We start from the raw sequence: 14,761 nt of genomic DNA on the forward strand, positions 1-14,761 counted from the left end.
TGTCAGGCAGGCCGAGAATCCCGCCCATGGGAGGAATCATGACCGCCGAGCCCCTCGCCGAGCCGACCGCCGAGCCCGGCAGCCGCTGGCCGGTGCCGCCCCGGGACGGATACACCGTGGACGACCTGTTCAAGTTGCCCGACCTCCCGCCGCACACCGAGCTGATCGACGGGAGCCTGGTCTTCGTGAGTCCGCAGCGGCGTTTTCACGCCAAGATGATCGAACTGCTGATGAACGGCCTGCGCCGCACCATCCCGCAGGACCTGAGGGTCGAACGCGAGATGACCGTCGTCCTCGACCGCCGCAACGGCCCCGAGCCCGACCTGTCCGTCGTCCGCGCCGAGGCCGTCACCGGGCTGGAGCAGACGCGCTTCGAAGCCGCCGATGTCCTGCTCGCCGTCGAGGTCGTCTCCCCGGACTCCGAGGCCCGCGACCGCGACACCAAACCCCACAAGTACGCTGCCGCGGGCATCCCGCACTTCTGGCTGGTCGAGATGACGGGCGCCAACAAGCACCCGGTCGTCCGGACGTACGAGCTCGACCCCGTGTCCAAGTCGTACGCCCTGACCGGCACTCACCGCGAGCAGCTCAAGCTCGGCGACCCGTACGACATCGACGTCGACATCACGCTGGACGCCCTCAAATCCCTTTGAATCCTCCCCGCTCAGGCCGCCCTCTGGAGCAGCGCTCCACGAGGTCTTACGCCCTCATTCATGAGAGCAACAGAAACGCGTTGATACATCTCCCTACTTGGAAACCGATAGTCGCTGAGGTTATGCAGCGAGTTTTGAGACCCTGCAAAATTCCTGCGATCGCCTCGCATCAGCTCAGCTCTCCGAGCGCGGGAAGGTGATCTCCACCCTGCGGTTCTTCCTGCGGCTCTCCTCCGTCGCGTTGGAGGCGATCGGGTACTGCTCGCCGTAGCCGCGTACGTCGAAGGTGATGTTCGAGTCGTTCAGTTCGTCGTCCAGGGCGGCCTGTACGGCGTTCGCGCGCTGCCTGGACAGGACGTCGCCATGGGCCGCGGAACCGAGGTTGTCCGTGAAGCCGAAGACTCTGATTCGCGTTGCGTTCTGCTTCTTGATCTCATCGGCGATCGCGGAGATACGGGCCTTCGACTCGGCGCTCAGCTTCGCGCTGTCCTTGCTGAAGAGGACCTCGGCCTGGAGGGCGAACTTGACGTCCGCGTTGGTGTCTTCGCGGCGTTCGTCGCCGGACTGGTCCTCTACGACCTGCTTGATGTCGAGGACTTTGGGTTCGGCGAGGGTGGCGCCTTCGGGGAGCTTGAGGTCGGGGTCGTTGGGGTCGACCTTGACGGGGGCGGAGGCGGTGGGTTCGGTGCCTGGGGGGACGCTGGGGGTGTCGTCGGCGTGGGCTGTTGGGGTGCCGAGGAGACTCGTGGCGGCGATCACTGTGGTGGTGATGGCGAGGGCCATGCGGGTCATCGCGTGCCTCACCCGGAAATCGTGATGGTGGCGGAAGCGAACATCGGCAGCTGGAAGGTCACTTCGGTCGTGGCGGCGGGCGGTGAAGGGAATTGAATGAACACCGGGATGGACTCGCCGGACTTGACCGTCGAGATGCCCGTGGTGGTGAGGGGGCGCCCTTCGGTGTCACGGAGGACGTAGTAACGCTTCTTCCCCTTTGAGTCCACCAAGGTGGCTCCACCGAAGGACCGCCCGTGTCGCAGCACCTCGGTCTCGTCACCGCTCAACTGGGCGGGAATCGTGATCGATTTCCCCCCGTCGTTCTTCAATTCCCCGCTGACGGTGACGAATCCACCGTCGTCCCGCTGCACCGAGGTGATCTGCAGCAGCAGGCCCGTGGGCCCCTTCAGCTCTGCCAGGGGCGTTTCCGACTGCCCCTCTTGAGCGCTCGGCTTGGACCCGGTCTTGGAAGCGGAGGCCGAGCTGTCCGGCTTCTTGTCGTCGTCCCCACCGCTGCTGCAGCCGGCCACTCCGAGGGCCAGACCGGTCGCGACTGTCAACGCGACCATCCCCCTGCGGGCCTTCGTAGTGAACCGAATGCTCATGCCTCTGCTTCCTTCATCACTCGTCGTTCGCTTGTCCGTCGGCCAGGTGGACATCGAAGAGATCCTCGGGCTTCGGCAGACGGGCAGGGTCGTCCGGGTCCAGGACCCAGTCTTCCTTGCAGGTGAGCTGGGGCAGCACGTCGTCGGCGACGTCAGCGCCTGGCAGTTCGAACGTGCAGAGCGGCTCGATCACGGCAATGGCGGAAGCATTCGCATACTTGTTCTCCGTGCCGGGCACGATGGAGTCTCCGACCGGCTTGTCGGTCTGGACGGAGACCTCATAGCCCAGCAGCCCACGAGGCGCGCACTCTTCCACGTGGGCATCGTTTTGCCCGGCGAGCTGGTACGCGCGCCAGCACGACGGGTCAACGGGCACGTTGCCGTCGAAGATGTCCTGCCACTTGGCTGGATCGAGGACAGCGTCCAGCCATTTGCCCGCAAGCTGGTCCCGCGTGTCCTGAGCCGCCGCAAGCGCCGCCGCATCGGCTGCCGTCTGAGCGCCATTCCGATTCGCCGCAGCCTGGCCCACTGCGAGGTAAGCGAACGCGAGAAAGAGCAGACCCGCCACTACCGTGATGTAGATGGGGAAGGCCTGCCCTGCGTCGCCGCACCTGCGAGAGATCAGCCGCCAGTGACCTCGCTGATCTTGTCGGTGATGGCGTTGTAAATCGTCTGCCCGATGTCCGTCCCCGTAATCGCCAACACAATCGCCACAACCACCGCGATGATCCCCAGGTACTCCACCGCCGTCTGCCCCTCGTCCCCCCGCGCGGCGCGAGCCCGGACGTACGCGACTGTGTTGTTGATCCAGTTGCCCATCGTGTTCCCCTCGGCTTGTCGCGTTACCGGCCCCGGGACCGTACGTCGGGACCTGCCCGCCGGCCAAGGGGCCCAGGACCCAATTCCGGGCCCAAACACGGCTCATCGCAGCTCACCCCAGTCCCAGCCACTTGGCGGTGGCCTCGGTGCGGCTGGTGCTGTGGAGTTTGGCGAAGATGCGGTTGATGTGATTCTTGACCGTCTTCTCGCTGATGAAGCATGTGGCGGCGATCTGCTGGTTGTTCATGCCCGATGCGATGAGGTCCATGATCTCCGCCTCCCTCGCGCTGAGTTGGGAATGCGACCGATACGACTGTCCCACACCCGATTGCATTTGCGAAAGGTTTTCTGGAGAAGTTGTGTGAGTCGCAGTTGTTGCCGCAGGCAGAGCGTGTGCAATCGCACTCACACCTCGACTCCGCGTCGCACGTAACCGTGTCAGCAGCGTGCCCGCCGCCGTCGCCGTGAAGTGTGGCCTGCCCGCCCTGATGTCCCGTACGGCGGTGACCAGTTCGTCGGTCGTGAACTCGCCGTGGACCAGGTAGCCGTCGGCTCCTCGGCGCAGCGCCTCCTCCACGATCTCCGACTCCCGGCTGTACGTCAGCATCATGACGGGGGCGATCCGCACCAGGTGCGGGAGCGCCGAGATGCCGTCCACGCCGGGCATGCGGACATCCAGGAGCACGACGTCGGGACGGTGGCGGTGGGCGGCCTCGATCGCCTCGCGGCCGTCCGCCGCCTCCGCCACGACCGTGATGTCCGGACGGCCGGAGAGCAGGGCGGTGAGGCCCGCGCGGACCACCGGGTTGTCGTCTGCCACGATCACCTGCAGGGGCGAGGCCGAAGCGACATCCTCGAACGGGTTCTGCGGAAAATCCTGCGGCTGCGAGGGCCGGTGAGCGCCGCCAGTTGTGCGTTGGTGTTGCATCAGGCGGCCTCCTCTCCTGATGTGGGGGGTGTGCTGCGAAGTGGCGACAGGGTTGCCAGCGGGAGTTCCAGGCTGACCTCCGTGCCGCGGGTGTGGGCGCCGGGGCCGATGCTGATCCGGGCTCCTACGGACGCGGCCCGCTCGACCATGCCGACCAGGCCGAAGTGGCCTGCCCTGCGGAGGTGGTCGAGGGTGGTGCCGTGGGGCAGGCCGCGGCCGTCGTCGTACACGCTGATGCGGAGGTAGCCGTCTTCGACGCCTGCTCTTACGTCCACCCTGGTCGGGGACGCGTGGCGGTGGGCGTTTTCCAGGGCCTCCCCGGTGATCGTGAGGAGTTGGCGGGCCACGGCGGGTGGCATGACGGGCGCTGCCTGCTCGCCGGTGGGGTGATATGTCGCCGGTACGCCCGTCCGGGTGCTGAAGTGCCGTGTACGGGCGGACAGTTCGGCCAGCACGTCCGTACCGTCGGGCTCCCTGCGCAGGTCCGCCAGGAGTTCGCGGGACTCGGCGGCGGCCCGGCGGGCCGAGCGGGCCACCAGTTCCGCCTGTTTCCTGAGCAGTGCCGGGTCCGTGCCGCTCCTGGCCGCCGAGTTCGCCAGGCCCTCCGCCGCCAGGGCCACTCCGTACAGGGTCTTGGCCACCGTGTCGTGCATCTCGCGGGCCAGGCGGGCGCGTTCGGCGCTCACCGCCTCCGTCGCCGCCAGGCGGGCCCTCACCTCCGCCAGGGCCCGGGTGGCGGTGCCGAAGCGGAGAAGCAGGCCGCGCAGGCTCGAGCCGACGGCGCCCGTGATGACGCAGAAGCCGGGGAGGAGCAGGGTCTCGGCGGGGGCGGCGTGCAGGTCCTTCGTCGTGGCGTGGACGAGGAGCAGGATCAGGGACTGGAGGGAGGCGAAGCAGGCCGCTCCTCGCCAGCTGTAGGCGATGCCGGCGAGGAGGGGCGTGCAGACGCTGACGTAGGCGAGGGTGGTGTCCGGGCCTGCGGAGACGAGGAGGAGGGAGCCGAAGAGGGTGTCCGCGGCGAGGAGGGTGGGATGGCGGAGGAGGAGGGGGCCGAAGCGTTCCCAGTCCCTGAAGAGGGCGTAGGAGGCCATGAAGGTGACGATCACGGCTGCGCTGATCAGGCGGGTGCCGAGGCCTGGGGAGGCGTTGAGGAGGGCGGCGGGGGCGGCGAGGGCGATCATGGCGAGGCGGAAGCCGAATACCTGGCGGCACATGGCTTGGAGGGCGTTGACCTGGAGGGACAGTGCTGGTGCGTGGGGGTGCATCCGGCCTTCGGCCGGGTTTGGGTTCCCACCCGCACCACCCGTGCAGCTTTCGTCGTCGGGTGTGGGTGGCCCCTGTGGGGCGCCCTCGCCGTCGGCGGCCGCGCGTCCGTTCACCGCCGTGAGGTCCGGCGTCTGCGTGCGGAGCCCACGGAGTCCCCCACAGCCCTGCTTCGTCCTCGTCATTTCCCCTCCCCCCTACTTCCCCGTGATCGACCCGAAGTCCGTACCCGACCCCAGCAGCAGCCCCGCCCCCAGCAGCAGCATCGTCGCCGGGACCATGAACGTCGTGATCATCAGCGTCGCCTTGGGGACCGCCCGTGCCGCCTTGCGGCGGGCGTTCTGCGCGTCCGTGCGGCGCATGTCCTTGGCGATGGCCACGAGCGTGTCGACGATCGGCGCGCCGAGTTCCTCGCCCTGCTGCAGTGCCGTGACGAACATGGCGACCTGCTCGGAGTCGTTGCGGCGGCGGAGTTCGGCGAAGGCCTGGCGGCGGCTCACGCCGAGGTCCATCTGGCGGAGCGTGATGCGGATCTCGTCCGCCCACGGGCCCTCGTAGCGCGAGGCCACCCGGTCCAGGGCCTGGCGGAAGCCGAGGCCCGCGCTCACCACCACCGCCAGCACGTCCAGGAAGTCCGGGAGCGTCCGCTCGATGACGTCCCTGCGGACCCGGATCGCCGACCAGATGCCGACCTCCGTCCAGAACGCGCCGAAGGCCAGCAGCAGCAAGGCCACGAGAATGTCGCCGCGGAGCAGGAAGACCAGGGCGCCCACTCCGCCCAGCGCCCCGTAGACCGCCCGCCTGGCCGCATAGCGGTCGATCGTGAGGCCGCCCGGGTTGCCCGCCAGGTCGATCTTGCGGCGGTACTTGGCCACCTGCTTGGGGCCCATCAGGCGCAGGACCGCCGGGGCGTACCGCATGCCCATGCGGTCGATGAGCGAGTCGACCGCGCCCGTCCGGGTGGCGCCCACCTCCAGCGCGAGGGCCAGGTCCGTAGGCAGCTTCGCGTCCGCCCGGTACATGCGGATGCCGGCGAAGACGCCCCACACGCTCAGGCCCATGACGAGCGCCAGGAGGAATCCCAGGAGTTCCATCGTCGCCGCCCTCCTCAGACGTCGATCCGCGACAGGCGGCGGATGAGGACGAAGCCGACCGTGTAGAGCGCGAAGGCGATGATGACCGCCCCCTGGCCCAGCGGAGAGCCCGTCATGCGGTCAAGCGCGCCGTCCTTGACGCCGTTCATCAGGAACAGGGAGCCCACGCCCATGACCGGCACTGCGTACGACGTCATGCTGACCTGGGACAGCTGGGTGCGGATCTCGCGTCGGGTCTCCTTGCGTTCCTCCAGCGTCTCCGTGAGGTTGCGCAGGGCCCCGACGACCTGGCCGCCCGCCCGGTTCGACAGCACCAAGGTGGTGACCAGGACCACCAGTTCGCGTGAGGGCAGACGGTCCGCCATCTCGCCCAGCGCGTCCTCGATGGACTGGCCGACCGTCAACTGCTGGGTCACTTTGGCGAGTTCCTCGCCCGCAGGGGCCTCCAGCTCCTCCGCCGCTATGCCGATCGCCGTGCGCAGGGCGAGCCCGGCCTGGGTGGCGTTGGCCAGGATGCGGGCCAGTTCGGGGAGTTGGTTGATGAACCGCTCGATGCGTTTCTGGCGCTGCCAGGTGAGGAACTGCAGCGCCGCCCAGATGCCGAGGAGTCCGGCGATGGGGCCGAAGAAGGGGGCCAGGGTCGCCTGGCCGATCAGCCACAGGCCGGCCACCGTCGCCAGCATGTAGGCGAAGAACTCGCCCGGTGTCACGTCCAGGCCCGTCGCCGCCAGCTTCAGCTCGAGTTTCGTGCCCAGTGCCGTGCGGCGCAGCCGGCGGTCCAGGTTGCGGAAGCGGCGTCGGCGGCCGGTGACCGGGACCTGGCCGGTGTACGTCAGCCGCTCCACGAGCGCCGCCCGCTGGGCCCTGCCGCGGGCGTAGGTCTGCACTCCGGCGACGGCGAGGGCACAGGTCAGCAGTGTGATGCCGGTGGTGAGGGTGATCAGGGTCTGGAGGTCCATGGGGGTGTCCTGCCTACCTGGCTTCTCGGGTGGCCAGTTCGAGGGGGCTCTGGGCGACGCCGAAGGCCTGGGGGATCGGCTGGCTCGCCATGTAGAGGCGGTCCGCCGCGCGGCGCGGGAGGGGGTAGTGGCCGAAGGTGCCGTGGACGCGGCCGTCGGGGGTCATGGGTTGCGCGTGGAAGCGGGCCACCGTCGCGAGGCGGTAGGGCTCTCCGCCGTGGCTGTCGAGGACCGCGATCTCGGTGACCCGGCGTGCGCCGTCGGCGAAGCGGGTGAGCTGGACGATGACGTCGACGGCGCTGTTGATCTGGTCGTGCAGCGCGACGAAGGGCACCTCCACGTCGGACATCGACGCCAGGGTCTGCAGGCGCATCAGCGCGTCCTCGGCGCTGTTGGCGTGGACGGTGGCGAGGGAGCCGTCGTGGCCCGTGGACATCGCCTGGAGCATGTCGAGGGATTCTCCGCCGCGGACCTCACCGACGACGATGCGGTCCGGGCGCATGCGGAGGGAGTTGCGGACGAGGTCGCGGATGGTCACCTCACCCTGGCCCTCGACGTTCGGGGGCCGGGACTCCAGGCGGATCACGTGTGCCTGCTGGAGCTGGAGTTCGGCGGAGTCCTCGATGGTGATGATGCGTTCGCCGTCGGGGATCAGACCGGACAGGGCGTTCAGCAGTGTCGTCTTCCCCGTGCCCGTGGCGCCCGAGACGATGACGTTGAACTTCGCCTGCACCAGGCCCGCGAGGAGCAGCAGCATGTGCTCGTCCAGCGAGCCGAAGCCGATCAGTTCGTGGAGCGTGAAGGAGCGCGGGAAGCGGCGGATCGTGAGCGTGGCGCCGGTGAGGGACAGCGGCGGGATGATGACGTTGACGCGTTCACCGGAGGGGAGGCGGGCGTCGACCATGGGGTTCGACTCGTCCACGCGGCGGTTGACGGTGGAGACGATGCGTTCGATCGTCTGCATCAGCTGGTCGTTCGAGGCGAACCGGAGCGGCAGTTGCTCCACGCGGCCCGCCCGCTCCACGAAGATCGCGTCCGGGCCGTTCACCATGATCTCGGTGATCGACGCGTCCTCCAGCAGGGGTTCCAGGATGCCGAGGCCCAAGGCCTCGTCGACCACCCGGCGAATCAGCTGCGACCGTTCGACCGTGGACAGGACCGGGCCCTCGCGGCTGATGATGTGCCCGAGCACCCGCTCCAGCCGCGCCCGGCGTTCGGCGGCGGCCAGCACGCTCATCTCCGCGAGGTCGATCTCCTCGAGGAGCTTGGCGCGGTACGAGGCGACCAGGTGGCCGTCCTCGCCCCGGCTGCCGTTCTCCTCGGGGGAGTTGATGCGAGACCGCAGACTCATGGGCACCTCGTTCAGTGGTCGAGCGGCATGGTGGCGGTCTTCTGGGCAGGGTCGAAGTCCCAGCCGGGGACGATCGACGGGATCTGGACCGTGGCGGTGACGGTGACCTCGTCGCCGCCACGCGCTTCGGAACAGCCGACGTCCAGCCAGTCGCTGATCGCGTTCACGCATCCGTCCTGGGCGCTCTTGTCGAGCGAGGCGGCCCGCGCCCCGGCCCTGGCCGCGGTACCGGCCTGCTGGGAGGCGTACGCGATCAGCCCGATCTGTACGCCCGCCATCGCGACGAGGATCAGGATCGGGATGAACCCGAGGTATTCGAGGGCGACCTGACCGCGGTCGCCGCCTTTGCGGTCGTACGACATCTCAGTCCGTCTCCTCCTCGACCGCGCCCGCGTCGCCGTGCACGGTGAACGGGAAAGCGACCGCCCCCGGGAAGAGGACGGGGACCTTGAGGGAGACCGACGACCTCACATAGCCGCCACCCGTGGTGCAGGTCACCTTGGCGCCCCCCTCCCACGCGCCGGACAGCTTGTCGAGCCCGGCCTGCTCGCACGCCGCCTGGCGGGCGCCCGGCGCCGCCGCCGTCCCCGCCCGCACCGCCTCGTCGGCAGCATTCCCCGCGAGGGTGAACGTGTATCCCACCAGCACGAACTGCCACACCAGGACCAGTGTCACGAGGATCGCCGGGATCATGCCCAGGAACTCGATCGTGACCTGGCCGCGGTCCCCCCGCGCCCTCACCTCCCGAGCTCCTTGCGCCTGCGGAAGGTCAGCGCCGCCCGCTCCCCGCCCCGCGACCTGGTGCTGCGGTGGCGCTGAGTGCCCTCGACGCCCTTGACCAGGCCGAGTTCGCCGGCTAGGGCCCACAGGGCCTGCTTCACCGCGCTCTTGTTGTCCAGGGCGTGCACCCGGCCGGCGTCCACCGCGCCCGCCAGTTCCTTGAAGTTGGCGGGGACCGGGGTCTGGGCGATCGCCGTGCCGGTGATCTTCTGTATGAGCGCGGGCTGTATCTCCGTACCGCGGGTGTGGCGGTTGACGACGACCGTGGTCTCCTCCGCCTTGCGGATCTGCAGGCGGTCCCACATGCGGACCGTGCGCTTGGCGCCCCGCACCGCCACCACGTCCGGTGTGGTGACGAGGAGGGCGGTGTCGGCCATCTCGACGGCGGCCGCGCCGGCGCCGCTCAGCTGGGCGCCGCAGTCGATGACGACGACCTCGTAGCGGGAGCGCAGGGCGCTGACGATCTGGCGGGCGGCCCGGTCGGTGACCTCCTCACCGCGTTCGCCCTCGCCGGGCGCGAGCAGCAGGGCGAGGCCGGTGTCGTGGCGGAAGACGGCGTCGGCGAGGACGCGCGGCGAGATGTCGGTGATGGTGGCGAGGTCGACGACGGAGCGGCGGAACTGGACGTCCAGGAAGGAGGCGATGTCGCCGGCCTGGAGGTCCATGTCGACCAGGGCGGTGCCGCGCCCGGACGCCTGGGCGGCGAGGGCGAGTTGTACGGCGGTGAGGGTGGTGCCGACGCCGCCCTTGGCCCCGCTCACCGTGACCACGGTGCCGCCGACGCCGGTGAACACGTCGCCCCCGTGGCCGAGATGGCGTCGTACGCCGACCGACCACTGGGCGACCGCCTGAACTCGGCTGGCGAGTTCCTCGTACGACAGCGGCAGCGCGACCAGGCCCCGGGCCCCGGAGTCCATGGCGGCGGAGAACAGGCCGGGGCTCGCGTCGGTGGTGACGAGGATGACGCCGACGGCCGGGAAGCGCAGGGCGACTTCGCGGATGAGTTCGAGGGCCGGGACCGGGCCGATGCGCTCGTGGACGACGACGACCTCGGGCAGTTCGTCGACCGACTCGGCGGCGAGGCGGGCGAGGGTGTCGATGAGCTGGGTGGAGTCGACGACCGGGGCGACCGGTTCGGCGTCCGGGAGCTGGCTGAGGAGGGTGGTGATGGACCGGACCGCGTCAGCGTCGCCGACTGCCGGGAGGATCCTCGTGGGCATGGCGGCCTCTCACTTGTCCGTGGCGAGTTCGTAGGTCCGGTCCTGGGCGGGTACCGAGCCGTCGCCGCCGGGCGCCACCAGCGCGAGCCGGACCCGCTTGGCGAACGACTCGGCGTAGGTGATGCGCTGCGCGTCGAGGGCGGACAGTGCGAAGGTGATCGGGACGGCGTCGGTGGGCTGCCGGCCTCGGTCGTTCTCGTCGGGTTCGAGGGCGGTCAGCCTGCCCACGTCCAGCACCTTCGCGTTTGTTACGATGATCTTGGACTGATCGGGATCACCGTCCCGTTGTCCCTCGAAGGTGGCGTACACGTTGACCGTGGATCCCGGCGTGATCTTGCCGGCGACACCGGTCGCCGCATCGATCATGATGGCGACCTCCTGCTGCCCGGGCTGCAGGGCGGGCTGGTCGACGATCATGCCGCTCTGCAGCAGGGAGCCCTTCTTCAGCGTCGTCACGGCGATCTTGCCCCGGATCTCGGCGAGATCGGTGACCGCGGTGGACGGCAGCCACCGCTCGGGCATGCTGACCTTCTTGAACTGGCCCGTGGTGAGCGCGGTGTAGGGCGCCACGTCGGACTTCAGCTCGTACGCGGTGACCTCGGGGCCGACCTTGGACTTCACGTCGCTGATGACGGAGAGCACGCCGGCGAACGCGCCGAGGGCGCACACCACCGACAGGAGCAGGAGTATCACGCCGCGGCGCTGACGGGAGTTCATGAACCGTGCAACCTCGTATGGGGGTCGGGTCGAGCGGGCCTGAGTCGGGGGGATGCGTTAGCCGGTGAGCATGCGCTGGGGTTGGTCGTACGCGGGCGGGGTCGCGGAGCAGAAGACGCAGCGGTCGCCGATGACGTCGATGCCGCACCAGTGGCAGGTGCTCTGCCGCACCGAGGTGACCAGCTGGTAGAGGACCGACAGGTCGGGCAGATAGGAACAGAACTCGATCAGTTTTCCCGTCCCCCACCACTCGGCCGACTCGGCCGGCAGGGGGACCTCGCGCAGCCCCTGCGCGTTCCAGGCGGGGGCGAGGCCGGCGGTGACCCAGTCGGACTGGAGCTGTCCCTTGGCCACCAGCATCGAGGTGTTGAACTCCGGTCCTGCCAGGGTGACTCCGGGGCCCGCCTTGACGAGCTGCGGCTCGGGATGGGCGAGGACGGCGAACTGGCTGCCCGGGACCCAGGACTTGGCGTGGGACTTCAGGCCCACGGGGACGCGGTCGAGGCGGGCGACGGAGCCGAGGAGCGCTCCGGAGTGGATGTAGTGGGTGAGCAGCCGCCCGGCGGAGGCGAGCACGCCGGGGCTGAGGTCGCAGGACGCGAGCTGGCGTAACTGCCGGGCCAGGACCGCGAGTCCCAGCGGAGGGAGGTCCGGCCGGAGGAGGGCTATCCGGTCGCTTTCGAGCAGGGAACGGACGGTGTGCAGCCGCCGCTCCACACCGGCACCGGCGGCCTGCGAGCACAGGACGACGACATGCCCGTACTGCTCGACCAGAGCCTGCACGCCGGTCACCGCCTGGTCGAGCGGCTGCCGGTCGAGGTCCTGCAGCACGACGGCGGGCAGGGTCCGCTCGTCCTGCTCCGGCAGCGCCATGTCGGCACTGGTCACGGCAATGGCAGTTGGCACGCGCAGCTCCCCGTCTCCCGGCCCGGATCGGTGCGCCGGTGTTACTCCGGAGCACCGAGATGACTTCATTGCGTGACTACCTGAGCACTGTATCCAGGGGTTCCTGACCGGAGAACAGCGTTTCTACGGCTGAGCGGTAACTGATAGTGCACAACTCCCGTCAAATCGGGGCGTGTTGCGCACACAAATCCTTCACCGCACCCCGCCTCTTGACTTCGCGATTGGTCTGGACCAACTTGTACGTCCAGCGGTGGCCACCGTCTTCTGCCTACTCCCCACTCCCCACCGGAGGCACAGTGGACCGCGCACCAGGCATGCCCAGCCGCAGACGGCTGTGGGCCGGAACCGTCGTGACCGCGCTCGCCCTGTGTTTGGCGAGCCCGACCGTGGCGTCCGCGGCGGACGTCAACAACGCGAAGAACGCCGGCTTCGAGTCCGGCCTGAGCAACTGGACCTGTTCGGCGAGCAGCGGTACGACCGTCTCCTCACCGGTGCACGGCGGCACGGCCGCGCTGAAGGCGACGCCGGCCGGGCAGGACAACGCACGGTGCACCCAGACGGTGGCCGTCAAGCCCAACTCGACGTACACGCTGAGCGCGTGGGTCCAGGGCGCCTACACATACCTGGGGGCGACCGGGACCGGCACGACGGACGTGTCGACCTGGACGCCGGACTCGACGTCGTGGAAGCAGCTGTCGACGACGTTCACGACGGGGGCCTCGACGACCTCCGTCACGGTGTACCTGCACGGCTGGTACGGACAGCCGGCGTACTACGCGGACGACGTCTCGGTGTACGGCCCGGACGGCGGCGGAGGCGGCGACCCGGCCCCGACGGTGCCGGCCGTCCCCGGCGGCCTGAAGGTGTCGGGCACGACCTCGTCGTCCGTCTCCCTGGCCTGGAACGCCGTATCGGGCGCGACGGGCTACAACGTCTACCGCAACGGCACGAAGGTGACGGCGGTGACGGGCACGTCGGCGACGGTGACGGGGCTCGCGGCTTCGACGTCGTACTCGTTCCAGGTCACGGCGACCAACGCGGCGGGTGAGTCGGCGAAGTCGGCGGCGGTGACGGGGACGACTTCGAGCGGCGGGGGTGGCGGCGTGGTGCCCAAGCACGCCGTGACGGGTTACTGGCAGAACTTCAACAACGGGGCGACGGTCCAGAAGATCTCGGACGTCTCCTCCCAGTACGACATCATCGCGGTGGCCTTCGCGGACGCGACGACCACACCGGGCGCGGTGACCTTCAACCTGGACTCGGCCGGCCTGGGCGGCTACACGGTCGACCAGTTCAAGGCGGACATCAGGGCGAAGCAGTCGGCGGGCAAGAAGGTGATCGTCTCGGTCGGCGGCCAGAACGGCACGGTGTCGGTCAACGACTCCACGTCCGCGACGAACTTCGCGAACTCGGTGTACACGGTGATGCAGACGTACGGCTTCGACGGCGTCGACATCGACCTGGAGAACGGCCTCAACGCGACGTACATGACGCAGGCGCTGCGGTCCCTGTCGTCGAAGGCGGGTTCGTCCTTGGTCCTCACCATGGCCCCGCAGACGATCGACATGCAGTCCACGTCGAACGCGTACTTCCAGACGGCCCTGAACCTGAAGGACATCCTCACGGTCGTCAACATGCAGTACTACAACAGCGGTTCCATGCTGGGCTGCGACGGCAAGGTCTACAGCCAGGGCTCCGTGGACTTCCTGACCGCCCTGGCCTGCATCCAGCTGGAGGGCGGCCTGTCACCGTCCCAGGTGGGCCTGGGACTGCCGGCGTCGACGAGCGGGGCGGGCAGCGGGTACGTGTCGCCTTCGGTGGTGAACAACGCCCTGGACTGCCTGACGAAGGGCACGGGTTGCGGTTCCTTCAAGCCGTCCCGGACGTATCCCGAGTTGCGGGGTGCGATGACGTGGTCGACCAACTGGGACGCGGCGGCGGGGAACGCGTGGTCGAACGCCGTGGGCCCGCATGTGCACGGGCTGCCGTAAAGCGGCACGCGCGTGTGCGCGTTGCCTTCCGTAACCGCGCCATGTGATCTTTGCGCACGTGGGTGCAACGGGGGATGCGATCGACCTGGCCGACGTCGTGCGGCGGGCGCGGGAGGGACACGCCCCGCCGCAGGACGTCCTCGATGCGTTTGTACGGGCGAGGGTGTAGTGCGAACGCCCGGAACAACCCGGGTCTTGACGGCAGCGCGCTCTGCTGCCGATGTTGTTCAGCTCGTTCCGCCGACGGGGCGTTGCCCTCGGCGGCAAGCGATATGAGGGACACCCAGATCTGACCTGACACGGCGGCCATGGTCCCAGCGCTCAGTCAGTAACCCAGCGGCCGGTAGTACCCCAGCACCGCCGCCAGTTGCCCGAACCACTGCGTCAGCAGCTCCCTCGGTTTCGCGTCCACGACGCACTCGTAGACCCTGCCGTCCAGGTGGACGACGGCCATCATCAGGGTCTTGCCCGTGGGGCCTGCCTTGTAGTGGACACTGCGGATCTCCTGCCAGGGGAACTCGGCGGTGAGGTCGTGGTCCTCGAAGGTGACGCCTTCCATGTCGACCACGATGGAGTGGTGGCGGTCGACCGCCAGGAATTCCGGGCCCTCCGTCGTCGGCGGCTGGGGGTACGGCTGCGGCGTCGGGGGACCGAAACCCTGTGGCTGCTGGTGGCCGTACGGCGGCTCGGTCGTCATCGGT

General features: G+C 69.1%; 17 protein-coding genes. 2 read left to right on the forward strand and 15 right to left on the reverse strand.

Annotation, left to right across the window (positions count from 1 at the left end; translation table 11 throughout):
* The first annotated feature begins 38 nt into the window (after window positions 1-38).
* Window positions 39-653, forward strand: a complete 615-nt coding sequence (locus tag ABZO29_RS17145) for a Uma2 family endonuclease (RefSeq protein WP_367321068.1) — start codon at window positions 39-41, stop codon at window positions 651-653.
* Window positions 654-827: 174 nt separating this feature from the next.
* Here ABZO29_RS17145 and ABZO29_RS17150 read toward each other — a convergent pair whose 3' ends face one another.
* The 14 genes from ABZO29_RS17150 to ABZO29_RS17215 all read right to left on the reverse strand — a co-directional run bounded on the left by ABZO29_RS17150 (window position 828) and on the right by ABZO29_RS17215 (window position 12,036).
* Entirely contained in the window at window positions 828-1,445 is a 618-nt protein-coding gene (locus ABZO29_RS17150; protein ID WP_367321069.1) for an OmpA family protein, read from the reverse strand.
* An 8-nt stretch (window positions 1,446-1,453) separates the two neighbouring features.
* Window positions 1,454-2,032 carry a hypothetical protein gene (locus ABZO29_RS17155; RefSeq protein ID WP_367326158.1) on the reverse strand — a complete coding sequence of 193 codons (579 nt, stop codon included), beginning with the start codon at window positions 2,030-2,032 and terminating at the stop codon, window positions 1,454-1,456.
* A 16-nt stretch (window positions 2,033-2,048) separates the two neighbouring features.
* Window positions 2,049-2,657 carry a pilus assembly protein TadG-related protein gene (locus ABZO29_RS17160; RefSeq protein WP_367326159.1) on the reverse strand — a complete coding sequence of 203 codons (609 nt, stop codon included), beginning with the start codon at window positions 2,655-2,657 and terminating at the stop codon, window positions 2,049-2,051.
* A complete protein-coding gene (locus tag ABZO29_RS17165) occupies window positions 2,654-2,851 on the reverse strand; it encodes a hypothetical protein (RefSeq protein ID WP_367326160.1) in 198 nt (65 codons plus the stop codon). The genes ABZO29_RS17160 and ABZO29_RS17165 overlap by 4 nt, the downstream gene beginning before the upstream one ends.
* A gap of 112 nt (window positions 2,852-2,963) precedes the next feature.
* Window positions 2,964-3,779, reverse strand: a complete 816-nt coding sequence (locus ABZO29_RS17170; protein ID WP_367321070.1) for a response regulator — start codon at window positions 3,777-3,779, stop codon at window positions 2,964-2,966.
* Window positions 3,779-5,227 carry a sensor histidine kinase gene (locus ABZO29_RS17175; protein ID WP_367321071.1) on the reverse strand — a complete coding sequence of 483 codons (1,449 nt, stop codon included), beginning with the start codon at window positions 5,225-5,227 and terminating at the stop codon, window positions 3,779-3,781. Before ABZO29_RS17175 ends, ABZO29_RS17170 begins: the two co-directional genes overlap by 1 nt.
* A 12-nt stretch (window positions 5,228-5,239) precedes the next feature.
* A complete protein-coding gene (locus ABZO29_RS17180; RefSeq protein WP_367326161.1) occupies window positions 5,240-6,127 on the reverse strand; it encodes a DUF5936 domain-containing protein in 888 nt (295 codons plus the stop codon).
* Window positions 6,128-6,150: 23 nt separating this feature from the next.
* On the reverse strand, window positions 6,151-7,095 hold the full coding sequence (locus tag ABZO29_RS17185; protein WP_367321072.1) for a type II secretion system F family protein: 945 nt from the start codon (window positions 7,093-7,095) through the stop codon (window positions 6,151-6,153).
* A gap of 13 nt (window positions 7,096-7,108) precedes the next feature.
* Complete coding sequence (locus tag ABZO29_RS17190; RefSeq protein WP_367321073.1) at window positions 7,109-8,446, reverse strand: CpaF family protein; 1,338 nt, start codon at window positions 8,444-8,446, stop codon at window positions 7,109-7,111.
* Window positions 8,447-8,457: 11 nt separating this feature from the next.
* A complete protein-coding gene (locus tag ABZO29_RS17195) occupies window positions 8,458-8,808 on the reverse strand; it encodes a TadE/TadG family type IV pilus assembly protein (protein WP_367321074.1) in 351 nt (116 codons plus the stop codon).
* Window position 8,809: 1 nt separating this feature from the next.
* Window positions 8,810-9,139 carry a pilus assembly protein gene (locus tag ABZO29_RS17200; RefSeq protein ID WP_367326162.1) on the reverse strand — a complete coding sequence of 110 codons (330 nt, stop codon included), beginning with the start codon at window positions 9,137-9,139 and terminating at the stop codon, window positions 8,810-8,812.
* 44 nt (window positions 9,140-9,183) lie between these two features.
* Complete coding sequence (locus ABZO29_RS17205; RefSeq protein WP_367321075.1) at window positions 9,184-10,446, reverse strand: CpaE family protein; 1,263 nt, start codon at window positions 10,444-10,446, stop codon at window positions 9,184-9,186.
* Between the two features lie 9 nt (window positions 10,447-10,455).
* Window positions 10,456-11,163 carry a Flp pilus assembly protein CpaB gene (gene cpaB / locus ABZO29_RS17210; protein WP_367321076.1) on the reverse strand — a complete coding sequence of 236 codons (708 nt, stop codon included), beginning with the start codon at window positions 11,161-11,163 and terminating at the stop codon, window positions 10,456-10,458.
* A gap of 57 nt (window positions 11,164-11,220) precedes the next feature.
* Window positions 11,221-12,036, reverse strand: coding sequence for a hypothetical protein (locus ABZO29_RS17215; RefSeq protein ID WP_367326163.1), 816 nt, complete (start codon window positions 12,034-12,036; stop codon window positions 11,221-11,223).
* Window positions 12,037-12,383: 347 nt separating this feature from the next.
* On the opposite strand from ABZO29_RS17215, the gene ABZO29_RS17220 reads away from it, so the two are divergent.
* Window positions 12,384-14,060, forward strand: coding sequence for a chitinase (locus ABZO29_RS17220; RefSeq protein ID WP_367321077.1), 1,677 nt, complete (start codon window positions 12,384-12,386; stop codon window positions 14,058-14,060).
* A 325-nt stretch (window positions 14,061-14,385) separates the two neighbouring features.
* On the opposite strand, the gene ABZO29_RS17225 is transcribed toward ABZO29_RS17220, so the two are convergent.
* Window positions 14,386-14,757: a hypothetical protein gene (locus ABZO29_RS17225; protein ID WP_367321078.1), complete on the reverse strand. Its 372-nt coding sequence runs from the start codon at window positions 14,755-14,757 to the stop codon at window positions 14,386-14,388.
* Window positions 14,758-14,761: the final 4 nt, after the last annotated feature.

Source organism: Streptomyces sp. HUAS ZL42 (assembly GCF_040782645.1).
Taxonomy (GTDB): domain Bacteria; phylum Actinomycetota; class Actinomycetes; order Streptomycetales; family Streptomycetaceae; genus Streptomyces.

Bases quoted from the DNA above. Each gene is read 5' to 3' on its own strand.
- ABZO29_RS17145 (WP_367321068.1), top strand. From the start codon at position 39: ATGACCGCCGAGCCCCTCGCCGAGCCGACCGCCGAGCCCGGCAGCCGC.
- ABZO29_RS17150 (WP_367321069.1), bottom strand. From the start codon at position 1,445: ATGACCCGCATGGCCCTCGCCATCACCACCACAGTGATCGCCGCCACG.
- ABZO29_RS17155 (WP_367326158.1), bottom strand. From the start codon at position 2,032: ATGAGCATTCGGTTCACTACGAAGGCCCGCAGGGGGATGGTCGCGTTG.
- ABZO29_RS17165 (WP_367326160.1), bottom strand. From the start codon at position 2,851: ATGGGCAACTGGATCAACAACACAGTCGCGTACGTCCGGGCTCGCGCC.
- ABZO29_RS17170 (WP_367321070.1), bottom strand. From the start codon at position 3,779: ATGCAACACCAACGCACAACTGGCGGCGCTCACCGGCCCTCGCAGCCG.
- ABZO29_RS17175 (WP_367321071.1), bottom strand. From the start codon at position 5,227: ATGACGAGGACGAAGCAGGGCTGTGGGGGACTCCGTGGGCTCCGCACG.
- ABZO29_RS17185 (WP_367321072.1), bottom strand. From the start codon at position 7,095: ATGGACCTCCAGACCCTGATCACCCTCACCACCGGCATCACACTGCTG.
- ABZO29_RS17190 (WP_367321073.1), bottom strand. From the start codon at position 8,446: ATGAGTCTGCGGTCTCGCATCAACTCCCCCGAGGAGAACGGCAGCCGG.
- ABZO29_RS17195 (WP_367321074.1), bottom strand. From the start codon at position 8,808: ATGTCGTACGACCGCAAAGGCGGCGACCGCGGTCAGGTCGCCCTCGAA.
- ABZO29_RS17200 (WP_367326162.1), bottom strand. From the start codon at position 9,139: ATGATCCCGGCGATCCTCGTGACACTGGTCCTGGTGTGGCAGTTCGTG.
- ABZO29_RS17205 (WP_367321075.1), bottom strand. From the start codon at position 10,446: ATGCCCACGAGGATCCTCCCGGCAGTCGGCGACGCTGACGCGGTCCGG.
- cpaB (WP_367321076.1), bottom strand. From the start codon at position 11,163: ATGAACTCCCGTCAGCGCCGCGGCGTGATACTCCTGCTCCTGTCGGTG.
- ABZO29_RS17215 (WP_367326163.1), bottom strand. From the start codon at position 12,036: ATGGCGCTGCCGGAGCAGGACGAGCGGACCCTGCCCGCCGTCGTGCTG.
- ABZO29_RS17220 (WP_367321077.1), top strand. From the start codon at position 12,384: ATGCCCAGCCGCAGACGGCTGTGGGCCGGAACCGTCGTGACCGCGCTC.
- ABZO29_RS17225 (WP_367321078.1), bottom strand. From the start codon at position 14,757: ATGACGACCGAGCCGCCGTACGGCCACCAGCAGCCACAGGGTTTCGGT.